The 15,349-nt window shown below is 72.5% G+C and carries 16 protein-coding genes; 6 read left to right on the top strand and 10 right to left on the bottom strand.

Features of this window, described 5'->3' with window-relative positions:
• Window positions 1–161: 161 nt before the first annotated feature.
• The 5 genes from ACGF13_RS05170 (at window position 162) to ACGF13_RS05150 (ending at window position 6,602) form a co-directional block, all read left to right on the top strand.
• Window positions 162–2,312, top strand: a complete 2,151-nt coding sequence (locus tag ACGF13_RS05170) for an MMPL family transporter (protein WP_392869111.1) — start codon at window positions 162–164, stop codon at window positions 2,310–2,312.
• A 297-nt stretch (window positions 2,313–2,609) separates the two neighbouring features.
• Window positions 2,610–2,816, top strand: coding sequence for a cold-shock protein (locus ACGF13_RS05165; protein WP_049657493.1), 207 nt, complete (start codon window positions 2,610–2,612; stop codon window positions 2,814–2,816).
• Between the two features lie 158 nt (window positions 2,817–2,974).
• Complete coding sequence (locus tag ACGF13_RS05160; RefSeq protein WP_392869109.1) at window positions 2,975–4,660, top strand: DEAD/DEAH box helicase; 1,686 nt, start codon at window positions 2,975–2,977, stop codon at window positions 4,658–4,660.
• Between the two features lie 343 nt (window positions 4,661–5,003).
• Window positions 5,004–5,780 carry a ricin-type beta-trefoil lectin domain protein gene (locus ACGF13_RS05155; protein WP_392869107.1) on the top strand — a complete coding sequence of 259 codons (777 nt, stop codon included), beginning with the start codon at window positions 5,004–5,006 and terminating at the stop codon, window positions 5,778–5,780.
• Between the two features lie 108 nt (window positions 5,781–5,888).
• Window positions 5,889–6,602: a ricin-type beta-trefoil lectin domain protein gene (locus ACGF13_RS05150; protein ID WP_392869105.1), complete on the top strand. Its 714-nt coding sequence runs from the start codon at window positions 5,889–5,891 to the stop codon at window positions 6,600–6,602.
• Window positions 6,603–6,622: 20 nt separating this feature from the next.
• Here ACGF13_RS05150 and ACGF13_RS05145 read toward each other — a convergent pair whose 3' ends face one another.
• Window positions 6,623–7,012 (bottom strand): DUF6463 family protein, encoded by a 390-nt coding sequence (locus ACGF13_RS05145; RefSeq protein WP_392869103.1) that lies wholly within the window; start codon window positions 7,010–7,012, stop codon window positions 6,623–6,625.
• 167 nt (window positions 7,013–7,179) lie between these two features.
• Between ACGF13_RS05145 and ACGF13_RS05140 the strand changes: the two genes are divergently transcribed.
• Window positions 7,180–7,440: a hypothetical protein gene (locus ACGF13_RS05140; RefSeq protein WP_392869101.1), complete on the top strand. Its 261-nt coding sequence runs from the start codon at window positions 7,180–7,182 to the stop codon at window positions 7,438–7,440.
• A 3-nt stretch (window positions 7,441–7,443) separates the two neighbouring features.
• Here ACGF13_RS05140 and ACGF13_RS05135 read toward each other — a convergent pair whose 3' ends face one another.
• The 9 genes from ACGF13_RS05135 to ACGF13_RS05095 all read right to left on the bottom strand — a co-directional run bounded on the left by ACGF13_RS05135 (window position 7,444) and on the right by ACGF13_RS05095 (window position 15,305).
• On the bottom strand, window positions 7,444–8,178 hold the full coding sequence (locus tag ACGF13_RS05135; protein WP_392869099.1) for a sirohydrochlorin chelatase: 735 nt from the start codon (window positions 8,176–8,178) through the stop codon (window positions 7,444–7,446).
• 10 nt (window positions 8,179–8,188) lie between these two features.
• Window positions 8,189–9,091 carry an ABC transporter permease gene (locus ACGF13_RS05130; RefSeq protein ID WP_392869097.1) on the bottom strand — a complete coding sequence of 301 codons (903 nt, stop codon included), beginning with the start codon at window positions 9,089–9,091 and terminating at the stop codon, window positions 8,189–8,191.
• On the bottom strand, window positions 9,078–9,881 hold the full coding sequence (locus ACGF13_RS05125) for an ABC transporter ATP-binding protein (RefSeq protein WP_392869095.1): 804 nt from the start codon (window positions 9,879–9,881) through the stop codon (window positions 9,078–9,080). The genes ACGF13_RS05130 and ACGF13_RS05125 overlap by 14 nt, the downstream gene beginning before the upstream one ends.
• 216 nt (window positions 9,882–10,097) lie before the next feature.
• Complete coding sequence (locus ACGF13_RS05120; RefSeq protein WP_392869093.1) at window positions 10,098–11,291, bottom strand: aliphatic sulfonate ABC transporter substrate-binding protein; 1,194 nt, start codon at window positions 11,289–11,291, stop codon at window positions 10,098–10,100.
• Between the two features lie 244 nt (window positions 11,292–11,535).
• Window positions 11,536–12,861, bottom strand: coding sequence for a sulfate adenylyltransferase subunit 1 (locus ACGF13_RS05115; RefSeq protein ID WP_392869091.1), 1,326 nt, complete (start codon window positions 12,859–12,861; stop codon window positions 11,536–11,538).
• A 2-nt stretch (window positions 12,862–12,863) separates the two neighbouring features.
• The gene (cysD, locus tag ACGF13_RS05110) at window positions 12,864–13,802 is read right to left on the bottom strand and encodes a sulfate adenylyltransferase subunit CysD (protein WP_392869089.1); all 939 of its coding nucleotides are present in this window, start codon (window positions 13,800–13,802) and stop codon (window positions 12,864–12,866) included.
• Window positions 13,799–14,380, bottom strand: a complete 582-nt coding sequence (gene cysC, locus ACGF13_RS05105) for an adenylyl-sulfate kinase (RefSeq protein WP_392870029.1) — start codon at window positions 14,378–14,380, stop codon at window positions 13,799–13,801. The genes cysD and cysC overlap by 4 nt, the downstream gene beginning before the upstream one ends.
• 60 nt (window positions 14,381–14,440) lie before the next feature.
• A complete protein-coding gene (locus ACGF13_RS05100) occupies window positions 14,441–15,142 on the bottom strand; it encodes a phosphoadenylyl-sulfate reductase (RefSeq protein ID WP_392869087.1) in 702 nt (233 codons plus the stop codon).
• Window positions 15,123–15,305 (bottom strand): hypothetical protein, encoded by a 183-nt coding sequence (locus ACGF13_RS05095; RefSeq protein ID WP_392869085.1) that lies wholly within the window; start codon window positions 15,303–15,305, stop codon window positions 15,123–15,125. Before ACGF13_RS05095 ends, ACGF13_RS05100 begins: the two co-directional genes overlap by 20 nt.
• Window positions 15,306–15,349 lie beyond the last annotated feature (44 nt).

The following is a 15,349-nucleotide window of genomic DNA, read 5'->3' as shown; positions in this document are numbered from 1 at the left end:
CTTACCTGCCGACCGGCAAGTGAGCGCCCGCGGGCGCTCCCGAGCCGGCCTTGCCGTCGCCCCGAAACCCGTCCCCCGAGGGCTGCGGTGAACCATGCCCAGGAGGCATCACGAGCATGTTCCACCGACTAGGACAATTCGTCGTTCGCCGTGCGTGGTGGGTGATCGCCGCATGGGTCGTCGCGATGCTCGCCATCGTCATGACGGCGCCGAAGGTCACCTCGCAGACGGACGAGTCCGCGTTCCTGCCCAAGCACTACGAGTCCATCCAGGCGGCGCAGCTCCAAGGAGAGGCCTTCCCGTCGAGCTTCACCCCGGCCGCGCTGCTGCTCTTCGAGCGCAACGACGGCCAGGCGCTGAACGGCGCCGACCAGGCCACGATGGACAAGGTCGTCAAGGGCCTCACCGACGCGCACATCCCCGCCGTCGAGACGGTCGTGCCCGTCGACCCCAAGACCTCGATGTCCAAGGACGGCAAGTACGCGCTGTCCATGGTCGCCATCGACAAGACCAAGATGCAGAGCGAGGAGTACACCGAAGCCGCGAAGAAGCTGCGCAGCGAGGGCACCAAGCTCGCCGACGGCTCCGGCCTGAAGTTCCAGGTCGGCGGCGGGGCCGCGAGCGCCCTGGACCAGCAGGACGCCTCCGGCGCCACCGACGCCATCGTCATGTTCGGCAGCCTGCTGCTGGTCATCCTGATCGTCGGCATCATCTTCCGCAGCATCCTGGCCGGCATCCTGCCGGTCATACTCTCGTTGGCCATCGCGATGCCGGTGGCCAACGGCCTGATCGCCGACGCGATCAAGATGTTCGACCTCAAGTCCTCCCCGATGACCTCGGCGATCCTGATCATCGTGGTCCTCGGCGTCGGCACCGACTACTTCCTCTTCCTGGCGTTCCGCTACCGCGAGCGGCTGCGCCTGGGCGAGGACCGCAAGACGGCCGTCGCCAACGCCGTCGGCCGGGTCGGCGAGGCGATCGCCTCCGCCGCCGGTGCCGTCGCCGTCGCCTTCGCCGTCCTGGTCCTCTCCAGCCTGGGCATGTTCACCGCGCTCGGCCCGGCACTGGCCATCGCCGTCATCGCGACCGCCCTGGTCTCGCTGACCCTGGCCCCCGCCGTGCTCGCCGTCATCCCGTCCAAGGGCGTGTTCTGGCCCGGTAAGAAGTGGATGCAGGAGCCGTCGAACGCCCGCTTCGCCGCGCTGGGCCGGATGACCGGCAAGAAGCCCGGCCTGGTCGCCCTGGTCTCCGGCGGCGTCCTGCTGGTGCTTGCCCTGGCCGGCGTGAACTACAACGGCACCTACGACCTGGCCGGCAGCTCGATGCCCAAGGGCAAGGAGTCGATCGTCGTCGAGGAGAAGCTGATGTCGGCCTTCTCGGCCGGCGCCGCCGACCCCAGCCACGTCTTCCTGACCAGCAGCGGCGGAGCCAAGCTCGGCGACGCGGCGATCAAGGACTTCGCCGACAAGCTCCAGGGCGTCCCCGGGGTGGCCAGCGTGGTCGCGCCGAGCGCCGAGGCCAAGACGATCAGCGCCGACGGTGCCACCGGTGACTTCACCGTCCTGCTCAAGGACGTGCCGGCCTCCAACAAGGCCATCGACACCATCGAGAAGGTCAGGGACACCGCCCACGCGTCGGCCCCGTCCGGCAGCAAGGCGCTGGTCGGCGGCGTCACCGCGGTGTACAAGGACATCAACACCGCGATGGTGCACGACTACACGCTGGTCTTCCCGATCGCGGCCGTGCTCATCATGCTCATCCTGGGCCTCCAGCTGCGCAGCGTGGTCGCCCCCTGGTACCTGATGGCCTCCGTCGGCCTCGGCTTCGGTGCGACCCTCGGCGCCACCACCCTGCTGTTCCAGAACGTCAAGGGCGAGCCCGGCCTGATGTTCATGCTGCCGATCTTCATCTACCTCTTCGTGGTGGCGATCGGCACGGACTACAACATCCTGATCATCGCCCGCCTCCGCGAGGAGGCCCGTGAGGGCCGCAACCCGCGCGACGCGGCCCGCGAGGCCGTCAAGCACGGCGGCCCGACCGTCGCGGCGGCCGGCTTCATCCTGGCGGCGTCCTTCGCGACCTTCATGTTCGCGGGCAACGTGCTCTTCATGGAGCTCGGCTTCTCGCTGGCCTTCGGCATCGTGCTGGCGGCCTTCGTGATGGCGATGTTCTTCACACCTGCGCTCACCGCGTTGCTCGGTCACCGCGCCTGGTGGCCCGGCCGCGCGGACAGCCCGGGCCACGGCCACGGCCACGGCCCGACCCCGCTGGCCGACGCCCACGGCGTGCCGGAGCCGGCCGGCCGGAGCTGACCCGGACGGATCGGTAAGGGGCAGGCGGCGTCCCGCTTCGGCGGGGCGCCGCCTGCCCCTTACCCCGGGCCGCCAAACGTGATCTCCCGGGCAGAAAATCCCCGGTCAACCCCGGTTCCACCGTGCTACAGTCGAAGCAGTTGCAGTTTTGGTTCCCATGAACGTGGTGTGCGCCTGCTGGTTCCAACCGACAGGCGCATTTGTTTTGTCCGGTGTTTCAGTCTCCGGATGGGGATCGCGGCTACTTGGGGATCCACGAGGTGTGGGTCCCTGATGCCCCAGTTAGAGGAGACGGTTATGGCTACCGGCACCGTGAAGTGGTTCAACAGCGAAAAGGGCTTCGGCTTCATCGAGCAGGATGGTGGCGGCGCCGACGTGTTCGCCCACTACTCGAACATCGTGGCTCAGGGCTTCCGTGAGCTGTTCGAGGGCCAGAAGGTCGAGTTCGACGTCACCCAGGGCCAGAAGGGCCCGCAGGCCGAGAACATCCAGATCATCGGCTGACGTCAGCTTCACGCTGACTCGCGATCATCGCGAAGCGGGGCCCGCACCCATGGTGCGGGCCCCCGCTCATGCCGCCGTACGGCCGGGGCGGCGCACTCTCCCTTCCGACGGCCGACCCAGCCCGCGAACCGGGCTGTAGACCGATGGATGGAGATCCCGTGACCACCCCTGCCCGCCCGCCGCGCGACCGCGGCCCCCGCAAGTCCGACCAGGCCCGCCGCACCGCCGGCACCGCCTCCGGCGACGGTCGGCGCAAGCCGCGCAGCCGCGCCGGCGCCCCCCGGCAGAACCGCCCCGCCGCCGCCCCCGAGGCCACCGACTTCACCGTGGTCCAGGGCACCCCGGCCCGGCCCCCGGCGGCGTCCTTCGCCGAGCTGGAACTGCCCAAGGCGCTCCTCTCCGCGCTCACCCGCCAGGGCGTCACCGAGCCCTTCCCGATCCAGGCCGCCACGCTGCCCGACTCGATCGCCGGGCGCGACGTGCTCGGCCGCGGTCGCACCGGCTCCGGCAAGACCCTGGCCTTCGGCCTGCCGCTGCTCGCCCGTACCGCCGGGCGCCGCGCCGACTCCCGGCACCCGCTGGCGCTCGTCCTGGTGCCCACCCGCGAGCTGGCCCAGCAGGTCACCGAGGCGCTCACCCCGTACGCCACCGCCGTCAACCTGCGGATCACCACCGTCGTCGGCGGCATGTCGATCGGGCGGCAGTCCAACGCGGTGCGCCGCGGCACCGAGGTGCTGGTGGCCACCCCCGGCCGGCTGGACGACCTGATCGGGCGCGGTGACGTCAAGCTCTCCGACGTCGCGATCACGGTCCTCGACGAGGCCGACCAGATGGCCGACATGGGCTTCCTGCCGCAGGTCAGCAAGCTGCTGGAGCAGGTCGCCGAGGGCGGGCAGCGGATGCTGTTCTCCGCCACCCTGGACCGCAACGTCGACCGGCTGGTCAAGCGCTTCCTGACCGACCCGGTCACCCACTCCGTCGACCCCTCGGCCGGCGCGGTCACCACCATGGACCACCACGTCCTCCAGCTGGAGCCCGCCGACAAGGCCTCCGCCACCGCGCACATCGCCTCCCGCGACGGCCGCGTCATCATGTTCGTGCACACCAAGCACGGCGCCGACCGGCTGGCCAAGCAGCTGCTCGCCAACGGCGTGAAGGCCGCCGCCCTGCACGGCGGCAAGTCCCAGCCGCAGCGCAACCGGGTCCTCGACCAGTTCCGGGACAGCCACGTCACCGCGCTGATCGCCACCAACGTCGCCGCCCGCGGCATCCACATCGACGGCCTGGACCTGGTCGTCAACGTCGACCCGCCGGTCGACCACAAGGACTACCTGCACCGCGGCGGCCGCACCGCCCGCGCCGGCGAGTCCGGGACGGTCGTCACCCTGGTGCTGCCCGAGCAGCGCCGCGAGGTCAACCGGCTGATGACGGTGGCCGGCATCCGCCCGACCATCACCAAGATCCGCCCGGGCGACGCCGACCTGGCCCGGATCACCGGCGCCCGCACGCCCAGCGGCGTCCCGGTGACGCTGGCCGTGCCGGTCCCCGCGGACCAGGCCGCCTCCGGCGCCGCGGCCCAGGCCGGCGCCGACAAGCCCGCCGGGGCCAAGTCCGGCTCCCCGCGCCGCCGCTCCGGCAAGCGCTCCGGGCTGCCCACCGACGTCGACATGAACGGCAACCCGCGCCGCCCCCGCCCCAAGCAGCGCATGGGCGGCGCCGCCCAGGGCGAGCGCCCGCAGGCGGCCGGCTTCATCGGCCGCTCCTCGGGCCGGGCCAAGCCCGGCAGCGGCTCCAAGTCCGGCTCCAACTACGGCACCGGCCGCCAGCGCCGCAAGGCCGACTGACGGCCGTCCGACCCGCACCGAACGGGCCCCGCACCTCCCCACGGCAGGGGGGCGTGCGGGGCCCGTCCGGCTTTCCGGGCCTGTTTCGGTTCTGCGGGCCCGTCCGGCTCTCCGGGCCTGTTCGGTTGTCCGGCGGCGGGGAGTCGAACAGGCCCGGCGAAACTGCCGCTCGGAGCGACGGCCCTGATCAGGGCGCCCACGCCCGGCAGCTGCCGGTGACCTGCCGGTTGACGGCCGACCGCGCACCCCCGAGTCTTTCACGCGGCCCACACATCCGACGCACCGTCACCACGGTCGCGCCGACGGTGGGTCGACGTGATCCCACGACCCGGAAGGACCTTCCATGCGCCGTATCGCAGCCGTGTTCGCCACCGCCCTGCTGGCCGGAGCCGCCGCACTCACCGCGCCGGCCGCCAACGCCACCGAGCAGGCCACCCAGGGCTCCCAGATCTCCCAGAGTTCTCAGACCGCGGCGGGCGCCAACGCCCTGGCCGCCGCGAGCTGTTCCGTCGGCAGAGGCGGCAACGGCTTCGTCGGCACCTGCTCGGGCCTGGACCCGAATCAGACCTGGCGCGTCGCCGGCAGCTGCCAGAGCATCGGCGCCAACGGGTTCCCCGTCTTCTCGGCGGCGTACGGTGCCTGGGCCACCGGCAACGGCACCGCCACCGCGGTGTGCATGTGGCCGGCGATGCCGACCTCCGGCTGGATCGTCTCCGGCCCCGCCGTCCCGGCGGGCCCGACCGGCCAGATCTCCGGCTACGCGAGCAAGTGCGTGGACGTGCGCGGCGGCATCAACTCCAACGGCACCCCCGTCCAGATCTGGGACTGCCTCGGCAACGCCAACCAGCAGTGGAAGATCGGCACCGACGGCACCATTCGTGCCTTCGGCAAGTGCCTGGACGTCTCCGGTGGCAACACCGGCAACGCCACCCTGGTGCAGATCTACGACTGCAACGGCACCGGCGCCCAGCAGTGGCAGGCCCGCGGTGACGGCTCGCTGCTGAACCCGCAGTCCGGCCGCTGCCTGGACGACCTCGGCTTCTCCACCACCAACGGCAACCAGCTGGGCATCTGGGACTGCAACGGCGCCGACAACCAGAAGTGGAACCTGCCGGTCTGACGGCCGCCCCGGCCCGACCTCGCGCCAGCGGTCCGACGGATCGTCACCATGACGCCCTGGAAGACGAGTTGGCGTTCCCACCCCTCGATCCGGAAGGACGACTTTCCCATGCGCCGCACCTCCGCCCTGCTGACCACCGCCCTGCTCGCCGGGGCCGCCTCCCTGGCCGCACCGGCCACCGCCGCCCAGGCCGCCCCCGCCTGCTCCGCCTGGGCCTCCGCCTGGAACGCCGTCGGCAGCTGCAGCGGCCTCGACCCGATGCAGACCTGGTCCGTCACCGCCAACTGCCTCTACTGGAACTCCACCCACACCGTGCAGTTCTCCCGCCCCGCCATCGGCGGCCTGGCGATCGGCGACGGCAGCGCCTCCGCCGCCTGCGGCATCGGCGACGCCGTCCAGTTCCCGCGCATCATCCTCGGCGCCACCCCGCCGGCCGGCCCGACCGGCCAGATCTCCGGTTACGCGAGCAAGTGCGTCGACGTGAAGGGCGCCAACATCGGCAACGGCACCCCCGTCCAGATCTACGACTGCAACGGCACGGTCGCGCAGAAGTGGCGGATCGGCGTCGACGGCACCATCCGCGCGCTCGGCAAGTGCCTGGACGTCTCCGGTGGCAACACCGGGAACGGCACCCTGGTGCAGATCTACGACTGCAACGGCACCGGCGCCCAGCAGTGGCAGGCCCGCGGTGACGGCTCGCTGCTGAACCCGCAGTCCGGCCGCTGCCTGGACGACCTCGGCTTCTCCACCGCCAACGGCAACCAGCTGGGCATCTGGGACTGCAACGGCGCCGAGAACCAGAAGTGGAACCTGCCGGTCTGACGACCCCGGTAGGCCCGCACTCAGTGGCGGCCCGGTTTCCGGGCCGCCACCAGGGCCAGCACACCGATCACCAGCAGCATCCAGCCGCCGTTGCCGGGAAAGCAGACGACGCACACCGGCAGGCCGACCGCGATCAGCGACCAGCCGATCAGGGCGGGCAGTTCACCGGTGGCCCGGAGGCTGCGGCGGGCCAGCAGGCCGAGCACCACCACGGCCGCCCCGCCCAGCGTGAACCCGACCGCGGCAGCGGGGGACGCGCGCCCGGCCGCACCCGGCTCGACCACCGCGGCCAGCACCCCGTCCCGCACGATCGCCCCCCAGGCGTAGGGCCGCCACAGCCCGAACACCAGGTGCAGCACCGCCGTGCCGATGACCAGCCCCGGTATCCAGCGGGCCAGGCCCCTGGTCATGATGCCCTCCCCGCGCCGCGCCGAATGCTTCGTACCCCGCCGTATGCTACGGCCGCCGAACCAGCGCCCGCCGCGCCGCCCGCGCCCCTGCGAGCCCCTGCGAGCCGTCACCCGGGGGAGCGACAGTGCCTTGAGTCGTGCAATGCAGGTGCATCACGCTGCTGCTCGTGGACGGTGACGACGGTGCGGACCTCGAAGCGATTGCCGAGTACCACGAGACGCACGAACTGACCGAGGACGAGATCATGAGCGCCGAGCCGGGGGAACCGGTGGCGGCCGAGTCGGTGATGATCACCACCTCGCTGCGGCTGCCCAAGCCGGTGATGGACGAGGTCCGGCGCCGGGCGCGGGAACGGGGGCTGAAGCCGGTGCCGCTCAGCGTGATCACCGCGGCGGTCGCCGAGTACCAGCACCGCAGGGCCTCGTGAGGCTCAGGCGGTGAGCGCGGGGGCCGTTGCGGTGGCGCGCAGGGCCTGGGCGTGGCGTTCCAGGAGCAGTGCGGCCACCTCGGGGCACGCGCCGAGGACGCCGGCCAGGACGTCCGCCCCGGCGGCCCCGGCGGCGGCCGCGATGCGGTCCGGCAGCAGCCCCGGGGCCAGCAGGTACGGGGCGACGGCGGTGCGCCCGGCGCCGGCGGCGCGCAGGGCGGCGAGCGCGTCGGGGACGCGCGGGCCCGCCGCGGAGGCGTAGGCGACCTCGACGCCCGCCCAGCCGCGGGTGCGCCGCCACTGCGCGGCGACCGCGCGGGTCGCCGCGTCGGCGGCCGGATCGGAGGAGCCGGCCGCCGCCAGCACGACCCCGGTACGGGCCCGCACCGCCGGCGAGCCGACCTCCAGACCGGCCTCGGCCAGCCGCCGGTCCAGGGCCGCGAGCAGCAGCGGCGAGGGGCCGAGGACGTCCGCCACCGGCAGCCGGGAGCCGGCGGCACGCAGCGCGGCCGGGATGTCGTGCTTGGCGTGGAACGCCCGGTTCAGCAGCAGCGGCACCGCCACCGCGTCCGCCAGCCGTCCCACCACCTGCGGGATCCGCGGCGCGCAGTGGTCCAGGTAGGCGGTGGCGACCTCGACGCCGGGCCGCCGTGCCCGCACCTCCTCCACGAGCGCGGCCACCGTCGCGGCGTGGCGCGGGTCGCGGCTGCCGTGGGCGATCAGGAGGAGGGCGGGCATCAGCGGTGCCTCACTTGCTCGCGGCCAGCAGCCCGCGGTTGCGCAGCACCCGGCGCTCGACCGGGGTGAACACCAGCAGCTCGATGGCGATGCCGACGAAGAGGATGAGGATGATGCCGAGCAGGACGCCCGACATGTCGGAGAACTCGCGCTGGTCCTCCAGGAAGCGGCCGAGTCCCCGGCCCAGGTCGGGCGAGGACGCGACGAGTTCGGCGGCCATCAGGGAGCGCCAGGAGAACGCCCACCCCTGCTTGAGGCCGGCCAGGTAGCCGGGCAGGGCCGCGGGGATGAGGACGTGGCGCGCCCCGGTGAGGCCGGTGGCGCCGAGGGTGCGTCCGGCCCGCAGGAACAGCGGTGGCACCTGGTCGATGCCGGCCACCAGCCCGTTGGCGATCGACGGGACGGCACCCAGCAGGATCACCGCGTACATCATCGAGTCGTTGATGCCGAGCCAGATGACGGCCGCGGGCACCCAGGCCACCGAGGGCAGCGACTGCAGGCCCTGCAGGACCGGCCCGATCGCGGTGCGCACCGGCCGGACCCGGGCGACGACCAGCCCGATCGGGGTGCCGATGACCACGGCGAGCAGGAAGCCGGACAGGCCCCGCCAGACGCTGGTCCAGATGATCGAGAACAGGGTGCCCTGGTACCAGAGGTCCTGGGCGGAGCGCCACACGTCCGCCGGGCTGGGCAGCTTGTACGAGGACGTGAGCTGCAGGCTGTACGCGCCCTGCCACAGCGCGAGCACCACGAGGACGCCGATCAGCGGCGGCAGGACCTTGCCGCGCAGCGCCTCGCCGAGGGATCCGCGCTGGGTGGTGACGGCGTCGAGGGCGTCGAGGCCCGCGCCGACGTCGGCGGTGTCGCTCGCGCTCCCGGTGGGCTTGGTGAGCGTGGTGTCAGTGCTGGCCATGGCGGCGGATCTCCCCACGCAGTTCTTCGGTGATCTCGATGGACAGGTCGGCGACGCCGGCGGACTCGATGCGGCGCGGCTGCGGCAGGTCGATGTGCCACTCGCGGGCGACCCGGCCGGGGCGGGAGGAGAGCAGGACGACCCGCTGGGCGAGGCGGACGGCCTCGCGGACGTTGTGGGTGACGAAGAGGACGGACAGCTGCCGTTCGGCCCAGATGCGGGTGATCTCGTCGTGGAGGACGTCGCGGGTGATGGCGTCGAGGGCGGCGAAGGGTTCGTCCATGAGCAGCACCTGGCTGCCCTGGGCGAGGGCGCGGGCCATGGCGACGCGCTGGCGCATGCCGCCGGACAGCTCGTGCACGCGCTTGCCGTACGCGCCGGCGAGGCGGACGAGTTCGAGGAGGCGCTCGGCCTCGGCGCGGCGCTCGGGGCGGGGGACGCCGGCCAGCTTGAGGGCGAGTTCGATGTTCCGGCCGGCGGTGAGCCAGGGGAACAGGGCGTGTTCCTGGAACATCAGGGCGGGGCGGCCGCCGGGCACCTCGATGGTGCCGGCGCTGGGCCGGTCGAGGCCGGCGACCAGGTTGAGCAGGGTGGACTTTCCGCAGCCGGAGGCGCCGAGCAGGGTGACGAACTCGCCGGGGGCGACGTCGAGGGTGATGTCGTCCAGGACGTGGGTCCGGGCGCCGGGTCGGCCGAAGGACTTGTGCACGTGCGAGATCCGGACGGCGGGCGCGCCGCCGGGGGCGTCGGCGCCGGGGGCGTCCGCCGAGGTGGTCAGTGCCGGAGTCATCCGGGCACCTCCTGCGTGAGTGGTCATGGGGTCCTCCGGGCGGGAGGGAGAGGTCTGGGCCGGGGCCCGGGCCCCGCCCGTCCCGGTGGGCATCGATCGGGGATCGACCGGGCGGGCGGGGGCCGGACCGCGGAGTCGGGACGGGCGGCGGCGCCGGGCCTGGCGGCGATGCCGCGGCGAACGGCGGTGCCGGTATGAATGGCCTTGCCGCGGGCGCTACTTGGCGCCGAGTCCGGCGTCCGCGACGGCCGGCCGGCCCTGGGCGGCGAGCACCTTGTTCAGCAGGGTGAGGTCGTAGATGCCGTTCAGGTTCGGCTTCTTGAGGAGCCCGGCGGTGACGGCGTGGTCGGCCTCGGCCTGGAGGGTGTTCGCCAGCGGGTCGTCCAGGAAGTCGATGTCGGCCCAGGCCGGGTCGAGGACGGCGGGCTCCAGGGAGTTGCCGGCCTCCTTCCTGATCGCCTCGTTGGCGTCGGCCTTGGCCTTGTCGGAGTTCGCCTTGATGAAGGCGTTGGTCTTCACCGAGCCGCGCAGCACGGCCTCCACCACGTCCGGGTGCTCCTTGAGGAACTTCTGCGAGACGATGATGTTGGTGATCACGAACTGCTTGTCCGGCCAGACGTCCTTCTCGTTGAGCAGGACCTTCGCGCCGAGCGTGACCAGCTTGGAGGCGGTGGGCTCGGGCACCCAGGCGCCGTCGATGGAGCCGGACTTGTAGGCGTCGGGGGTGACCTTGTTGTCGGTGCGCACGACCGAGACGTCACCGGCGCCGGAGGCCGCGTCGACCTTGTAGCCCTTGCCCGCGAGGTAGTTGAGCAGGGCGACGTCCTGGGTGTTGCCGAGCTGGGGCGTGGCGATCTTCTTGCCCCTGAGGTCGTCCAGGGAGGCGATCCTGTCCGGGTTGGCGACCAGCTTGACACCGCCGGAGGCGGAACCGCCGATGATCTTCAGGGACTTGCCGTCGGACTTGGTGTAGCCGTTGATCGCGGGGGAGGGGCCGATCCAGCCGATGTCGATGGAGCCGGCGTTCAGGGCCTCGATCTCGGCGGGTCCGGCGTTGAAGACCTGGGTCTTGACCTGGGTGGAGCCGAGCTCCTTCTGGAATATGCCTTCCTGGAGGCCGACCAGCGGGGTGCCGTGGGTGAGGTTGGCGAAGTAGCCGATCCTCACCGTGTCCGCGGACAGCTTCGCGCCGGAATCCCCGGCGGTGGCCGCGGTGTCGGCCTTGGTGTCGGAGGACTTGCCGTCGGCCTGCGAGCCGTAGCCGCAGGCGGACAGCAGGGCCACCGCGGTCAGGCCGGCCGCGGCCGCGGCGGCGGGCCGTCTGATCCGCCCGGCGCGGGGGCGGGGGCGGCTATGGGCGGACGGGCCGTGCGGGGGCGTGCCGTGCGAGGGTGCCGGGTTCGGTGCCATGGTGAGTCCTGTTCGCGGACGGACCGTCAGGAGGCGGTCTCGGGCGGAAGGTGCGGAAGGTGGTGCGCGCGGCAGCGGTGTGCCGGGGCAGGCCGGGCGGCCGTGGGGGAAGCCAGCCCGGTGGCAGGGCGAACTCAGCCCTGTCGGCCCGCACATCGGGTCAGGCCGCCCTGGCCGCTGCCGAGGACGCCGCTGCCGATGCGGCCGCCTTCCTTGTCCATGCCCGAGAACGCCTCGCTGGGCATCAGACCCAGTCCTCCTCGTCGGGTGTGCCGGTGGTGGGTGCGGTGTCGAAGGCCTCGCCCGCCATGCCGGCGGTGAGGGTGGTGCCGTCGGCCGGGTCGATGAGCAGGAACGATCCGGTGCGGCGGTTGTCGGTGTAGCTGTCGAGGGCCAGCGGCTCGGCGGTGCGCAGCACGATGTGGCCGATGTCGTTGACGTCCAGCCCGTCGGCGCCGGAGCGCTGTTCCAGGGTGTCGATGTCGATCCGGTAGGTGATCTCCTTGACCAGCGCCCGCACCGTCCGGGTGGTGTGCTTGAGCAGGACCTTGTCGCCGGCGCGCAGCGGACGCTCGTTGAGGTGGCTGACGGTGGCCTCGATGTCCTTGGTGGGGACGGGCGCGGGGCCGGCCGCGATGAGGTCGCCGCGGGAGATGTCGATGTCGTCGGCGAGGCGGACGGTCACCGACTGCGGGGCCCAGGCGAGGTCCGTCTCCCGGCCGAGCGCGTCGATCCCGGCCACGGTGGTGGTGTGGCCGGAGGGCAGGACCGTGACGGTGTCGCCCACCCGCAGGACGCCGGAGGCCAGTTGGCCGGCGTAGCCGCGGTAGTCGGGGTGCTCCTGGGTCTGCGGGCGGATGACGTACTGGACGGGGAAGCGGGCGGGTTCGGCGCCCGGGTCGCTGCCGACGGGGACGGTCTCCAGGTGCTCCAGCAGGGTCGGGCCGCCGTACCAGTCCATGTGCGCGGAGGGTTCGACCACGTTGTCGCCGGCCAGCGCCGAGATCGGGACGGCCAGCACGTCCTTGACGCCGAGGGAGGCCGCGTAGGCGGTGAACTCGGCGGCGATGGCGGCGAAGACCGGCTCGGCGTAGTCGACCAGGTCCATCTTGTTGACGGCGAGGACGACGTGCGGCACGCGCAGCAGCGCGGCGACGGCGGCGTGCCGGCGGGTCTGCTCGACGACGCCGTTGCGGGCGTCGACGAGGACGACGGCGAGTTCGGCGGTGGAGGCGCCGGTGACCATGTTGCGGGTGTACTGCACGTGGCCGGGGGTGTCGGCGAGGATGAACCGCCGCCGCGGCGTGGCGAAGTAGCGGTAGGCCACGTCGATGGTGATGCCCTGCTCGCGTTCGGCGCGCAGGCCGTCGGTGAGCAGCGCGAGGTCGGGCGCCTCCTGGCCTCGGCTGCGGGAGGCGTGCTCGACGGCCTCCAGCTGGTCGGCGAGGACGGACTTGGAGTCGTGCAGCAGACGGCCGACGAGCGTGGACTTGCCGTCGTCGACGGAGCCGGCGGTGGCGAAGCGCAGCAGCGAGGTGGCGGCGGTGTGCTGGGTGGCGGTGCTGGTCATGGTTAGAAGTACCCCTCGCGCTTGCGGTCTTCCATCGCGGCCTCGGAGAGCTTGTCGTCGGCGCGGGTCGCGCCGCGCTCGGTGAGGCGGCTGGCGGCGATCTCGGCGATGACGGCCTCGATGGTGGTGGCGTCGGAGTCGACGGCGCCGGTGCAGGACATGTCGCCGACGGTGCGGTAGCGGATCAGCCGCCGCTCGACCGGCTCGTGGTCCTTGGGGCCGCCCCAGTCGCCGGCGGTGAGCCACATGCCGCTGCGGGCGAAGACCTCGCGCTCGTGGGCGTAGTAGATCTCCGGCAGCTCGATGCCCTCGCGCTCGATGTACTGCCAGACGTCGAGTTCGGTCCAGTTGGACAGCGGGAAGACGCGCACGTGCTCGCCGACGGCGTGCCGGCCGTTGTACAGCGACCACAGTTCGGGGCGCTGGCGGCGCGGGTCCCAGGCGCCGAACTCGTCGCGCAGCGAGAAGACGCGCTCCTTGGCGCGGGCCTTCTCCTCGTCGCGGCGCCCGCCGCCGAAGACCGCGTCGAAGCGGTTCTGCTCGATGGCGTCCAGCAGCGGCACGGTCTGCAGCGGGTTGCGGGTGCCGTCGGGGCGCTCGCGCAGGACGCCGCGGTCGATGAAGTCCTGGACGTGGGCGACGTGCAGGCGCAGGTTGTGCCGCGCGGCGACGCGGTCGCGGTAGGCGATCACCTCGGGGAAGTTGTGCCCCGTGTCGACGTGCAGCAGGGAGAACGGGACGGCGGCGGGGTGGAAGGCCTTGAGCGCCAGGTGCAGCATGACGATGGAGTCCTTGCCGCCGGAGAAGAGGATCACCGGGCGCTCGAACTCCCCCGCGACCTCGCGGAAGACGTGCACCGACTCGGCCTCCAGCGCGTCCAGGTGGGACAGCGCGAACGGGGCGTCGTCGGTCCGGACCGGGCTGTCCGTCGCGGTGGTCATGCCAGACCCCTCTCGGTCAGGAAGACGTACAGCTCGGCGGCGGACTCGGCCACCTCGCGGCCCCGGGTCTGCAGGCGCAGCTCGGGGTCCTTCGGCGCCTCGTACGGGTCGTCCACCCCGGTGAGGCCGGAGATCTCCCCGGCGGCCTGCTTCGCGTACAGGCCCTTGACGTCGCGTTCGGCGCACAGCTCGACGGGGGTGGCGACGTGCACCTCCAGGAACTCGGTGTCGTTCGCCGCGTGGCGCTCGCGCACCGCGGCGCGGGAGTCCGCGAACGGGGCGATCACCGGGGCCAGTACCTTGACGCCGTTCGCCGCCAGCTTCTCGGCGACGAAGCCGATCCGGGTGACGTTGGTGTGGCGGTCCTCGCGGGAGAAGCCCAGGCCCTTGGAGAGGAACTCGCGGATCTCGTCGCCGTCCAGGACCTCGACCCGGTGCCCCTCGGCGCGCAGCCGCTCGGCGAGGGCGAACGCGAGGGTGGTCTTGCCCGCGCTGGGCAGCCCGGTCAGCCACACGGTGGCGCCGCGCTCGCAGGGTGCGGCCGTGGGGGCCGCCTCTGCGGCTCCGTCGGCGGCCAGGGTGTGAGCTGTCACGGGTTCTTCCTTACGCAGTGGTTGACGGTTCGTCCGACGGGTTCGTCAGAGGTGGATGCCGCACTCGGTCTTGCCGGAGCCGGACCAGCGGCCGGCCCGGGCGTCCTCGCCCTCGCCGGGCTTGCGGGTGCAGGACAGCGGGGAGCAGCCGATCGAGGTGTAGCCCTCCCACAGCAGCGGGTTGAGCAGCACGCCGTTGGCGGCGACGTAGGCGTCCACGTCCTCCTGGGTCCAGCGGGCGATCGGTGCGATCTTGACCTTGCGGCGCTTCGGGTCCCAGGACACCACCGGGGTGTTCGCCCGGGTCGGCGACTCGTCGCGGCGCAGCCCGGTCGCCCAGGCGTCGTAGCCGGCCAGGCCCCGGTTGAGCGGCTCGACCTTGCGCAGCGAGCAGCACAGGTCCGGGTCGCGGTCGTGCAGGTGCGGCCCCAGCTCGGCGTCCTGCTCGGCCACCGTCTTCAGCGGGGTGAGCGTGATGACGTTGACCGGCATCGTCGCGGCCACCGCGTCCCGCGTCCCGATGGTCTCCGGGAAGTGGTAGCCGGTGTCCAGGAACACCACGTCCACCCCGGGGAACACCGAGGACGCCAGGTGGGCGACGACCGCGTCCTCCATCGAGGAGGTGACGCAGAACCGCGGGCCGAAGGTGTCCGCGGCCCACCGGAGGACCTCCTGCGCGCTCGCCTCCTCCAGCTCGTGGCCGGCCCGCTCCGCGACCGACGCGTGGTCAGGAACGGTGCTGCTCATGTGACGTACCCCCGTGGTCGGTCGGTGCCAGCAGGCCGAGGAACTTCAACTGGAAGGCGCGGCGGCAGCCGTGGCACTCCCAGGCGCCGTGCCCGGCCTCGGAGGGGCGCAGGTCCTCGTCGCCGCAGTACGGGCAGAAGAAGGGGGCGGCTCGTTCACTCATCGCCCACCTCGCTGCGCTCGGCGTTCGCTTCGCGAACGACACCC

It is taken from the genome of Kitasatospora sp. NPDC048286 (assembly GCF_043201735.1).
Lineage (GTDB): Bacteria > Actinomycetota > Actinomycetes > Streptomycetales > Streptomycetaceae > Kitasatospora.
This window is presented reverse-complemented; position numbering and strand designations above follow the sequence as displayed.

Excerpts from the sequence above, each read along its gene's own strand:
- ACGF13_RS05130 (WP_392869097.1), bottom strand. The coding sequence starts at position 9,091 with ATGGCCAGCACTGACACCACGCTCACCAAGCCCACCGGGAGCGCGAGC.
- ACGF13_RS05095 (WP_392869085.1), bottom strand. The coding sequence starts at position 15,305 with ATGAGTGAACGAGCCGCCCCCTTCTTCTGCCCGTACTGCGGCGACGAG.
- ACGF13_RS05100 (WP_392869087.1), bottom strand. The coding sequence starts at position 15,142 with ATGAGCAGCACCGTTCCTGACCACGCGTCGGTCGCGGAGCGGGCCGGC.
- ACGF13_RS05120 (WP_392869093.1), bottom strand. The coding sequence starts at position 11,291 with ATGGCACCGAACCCGGCACCCTCGCACGGCACGCCCCCGCACGGCCCG.
- cysD (WP_392869089.1), bottom strand. The coding sequence starts at position 13,802 with ATGACCACCGCGACGGACAGCCCGGTCCGGACCGACGACGCCCCGTTC.
- ACGF13_RS05150 (WP_392869105.1), top strand. The coding sequence starts at position 5,889 with ATGCGCCGCACCTCCGCCCTGCTGACCACCGCCCTGCTCGCCGGGGCC.
- ACGF13_RS05155 (WP_392869107.1), top strand. The coding sequence starts at position 5,004 with ATGCGCCGTATCGCAGCCGTGTTCGCCACCGCCCTGCTGGCCGGAGCC.
- ACGF13_RS05115 (WP_392869091.1), bottom strand. The coding sequence starts at position 12,861 with ATGACCAGCACCGCCACCCAGCACACCGCCGCCACCTCGCTGCTGCGC.
- ACGF13_RS05135 (WP_392869099.1), bottom strand. The coding sequence starts at position 8,178 with ATGCCCGCCCTCCTCCTGATCGCCCACGGCAGCCGCGACCCGCGCCAC.
- ACGF13_RS05125 (WP_392869095.1), bottom strand. The coding sequence starts at position 9,881 with ATGACTCCGGCACTGACCACCTCGGCGGACGCCCCCGGCGCCGACGCC.
- ACGF13_RS05145 (WP_392869103.1), bottom strand. The coding sequence starts at position 7,012 with ATGACCAGGGGCCTGGCCCGCTGGATACCGGGGCTGGTCATCGGCACG.
- ACGF13_RS05165 (WP_049657493.1), top strand. The coding sequence starts at position 2,610 with ATGGCTACCGGCACCGTGAAGTGGTTCAACAGCGAAAAGGGCTTCGGC.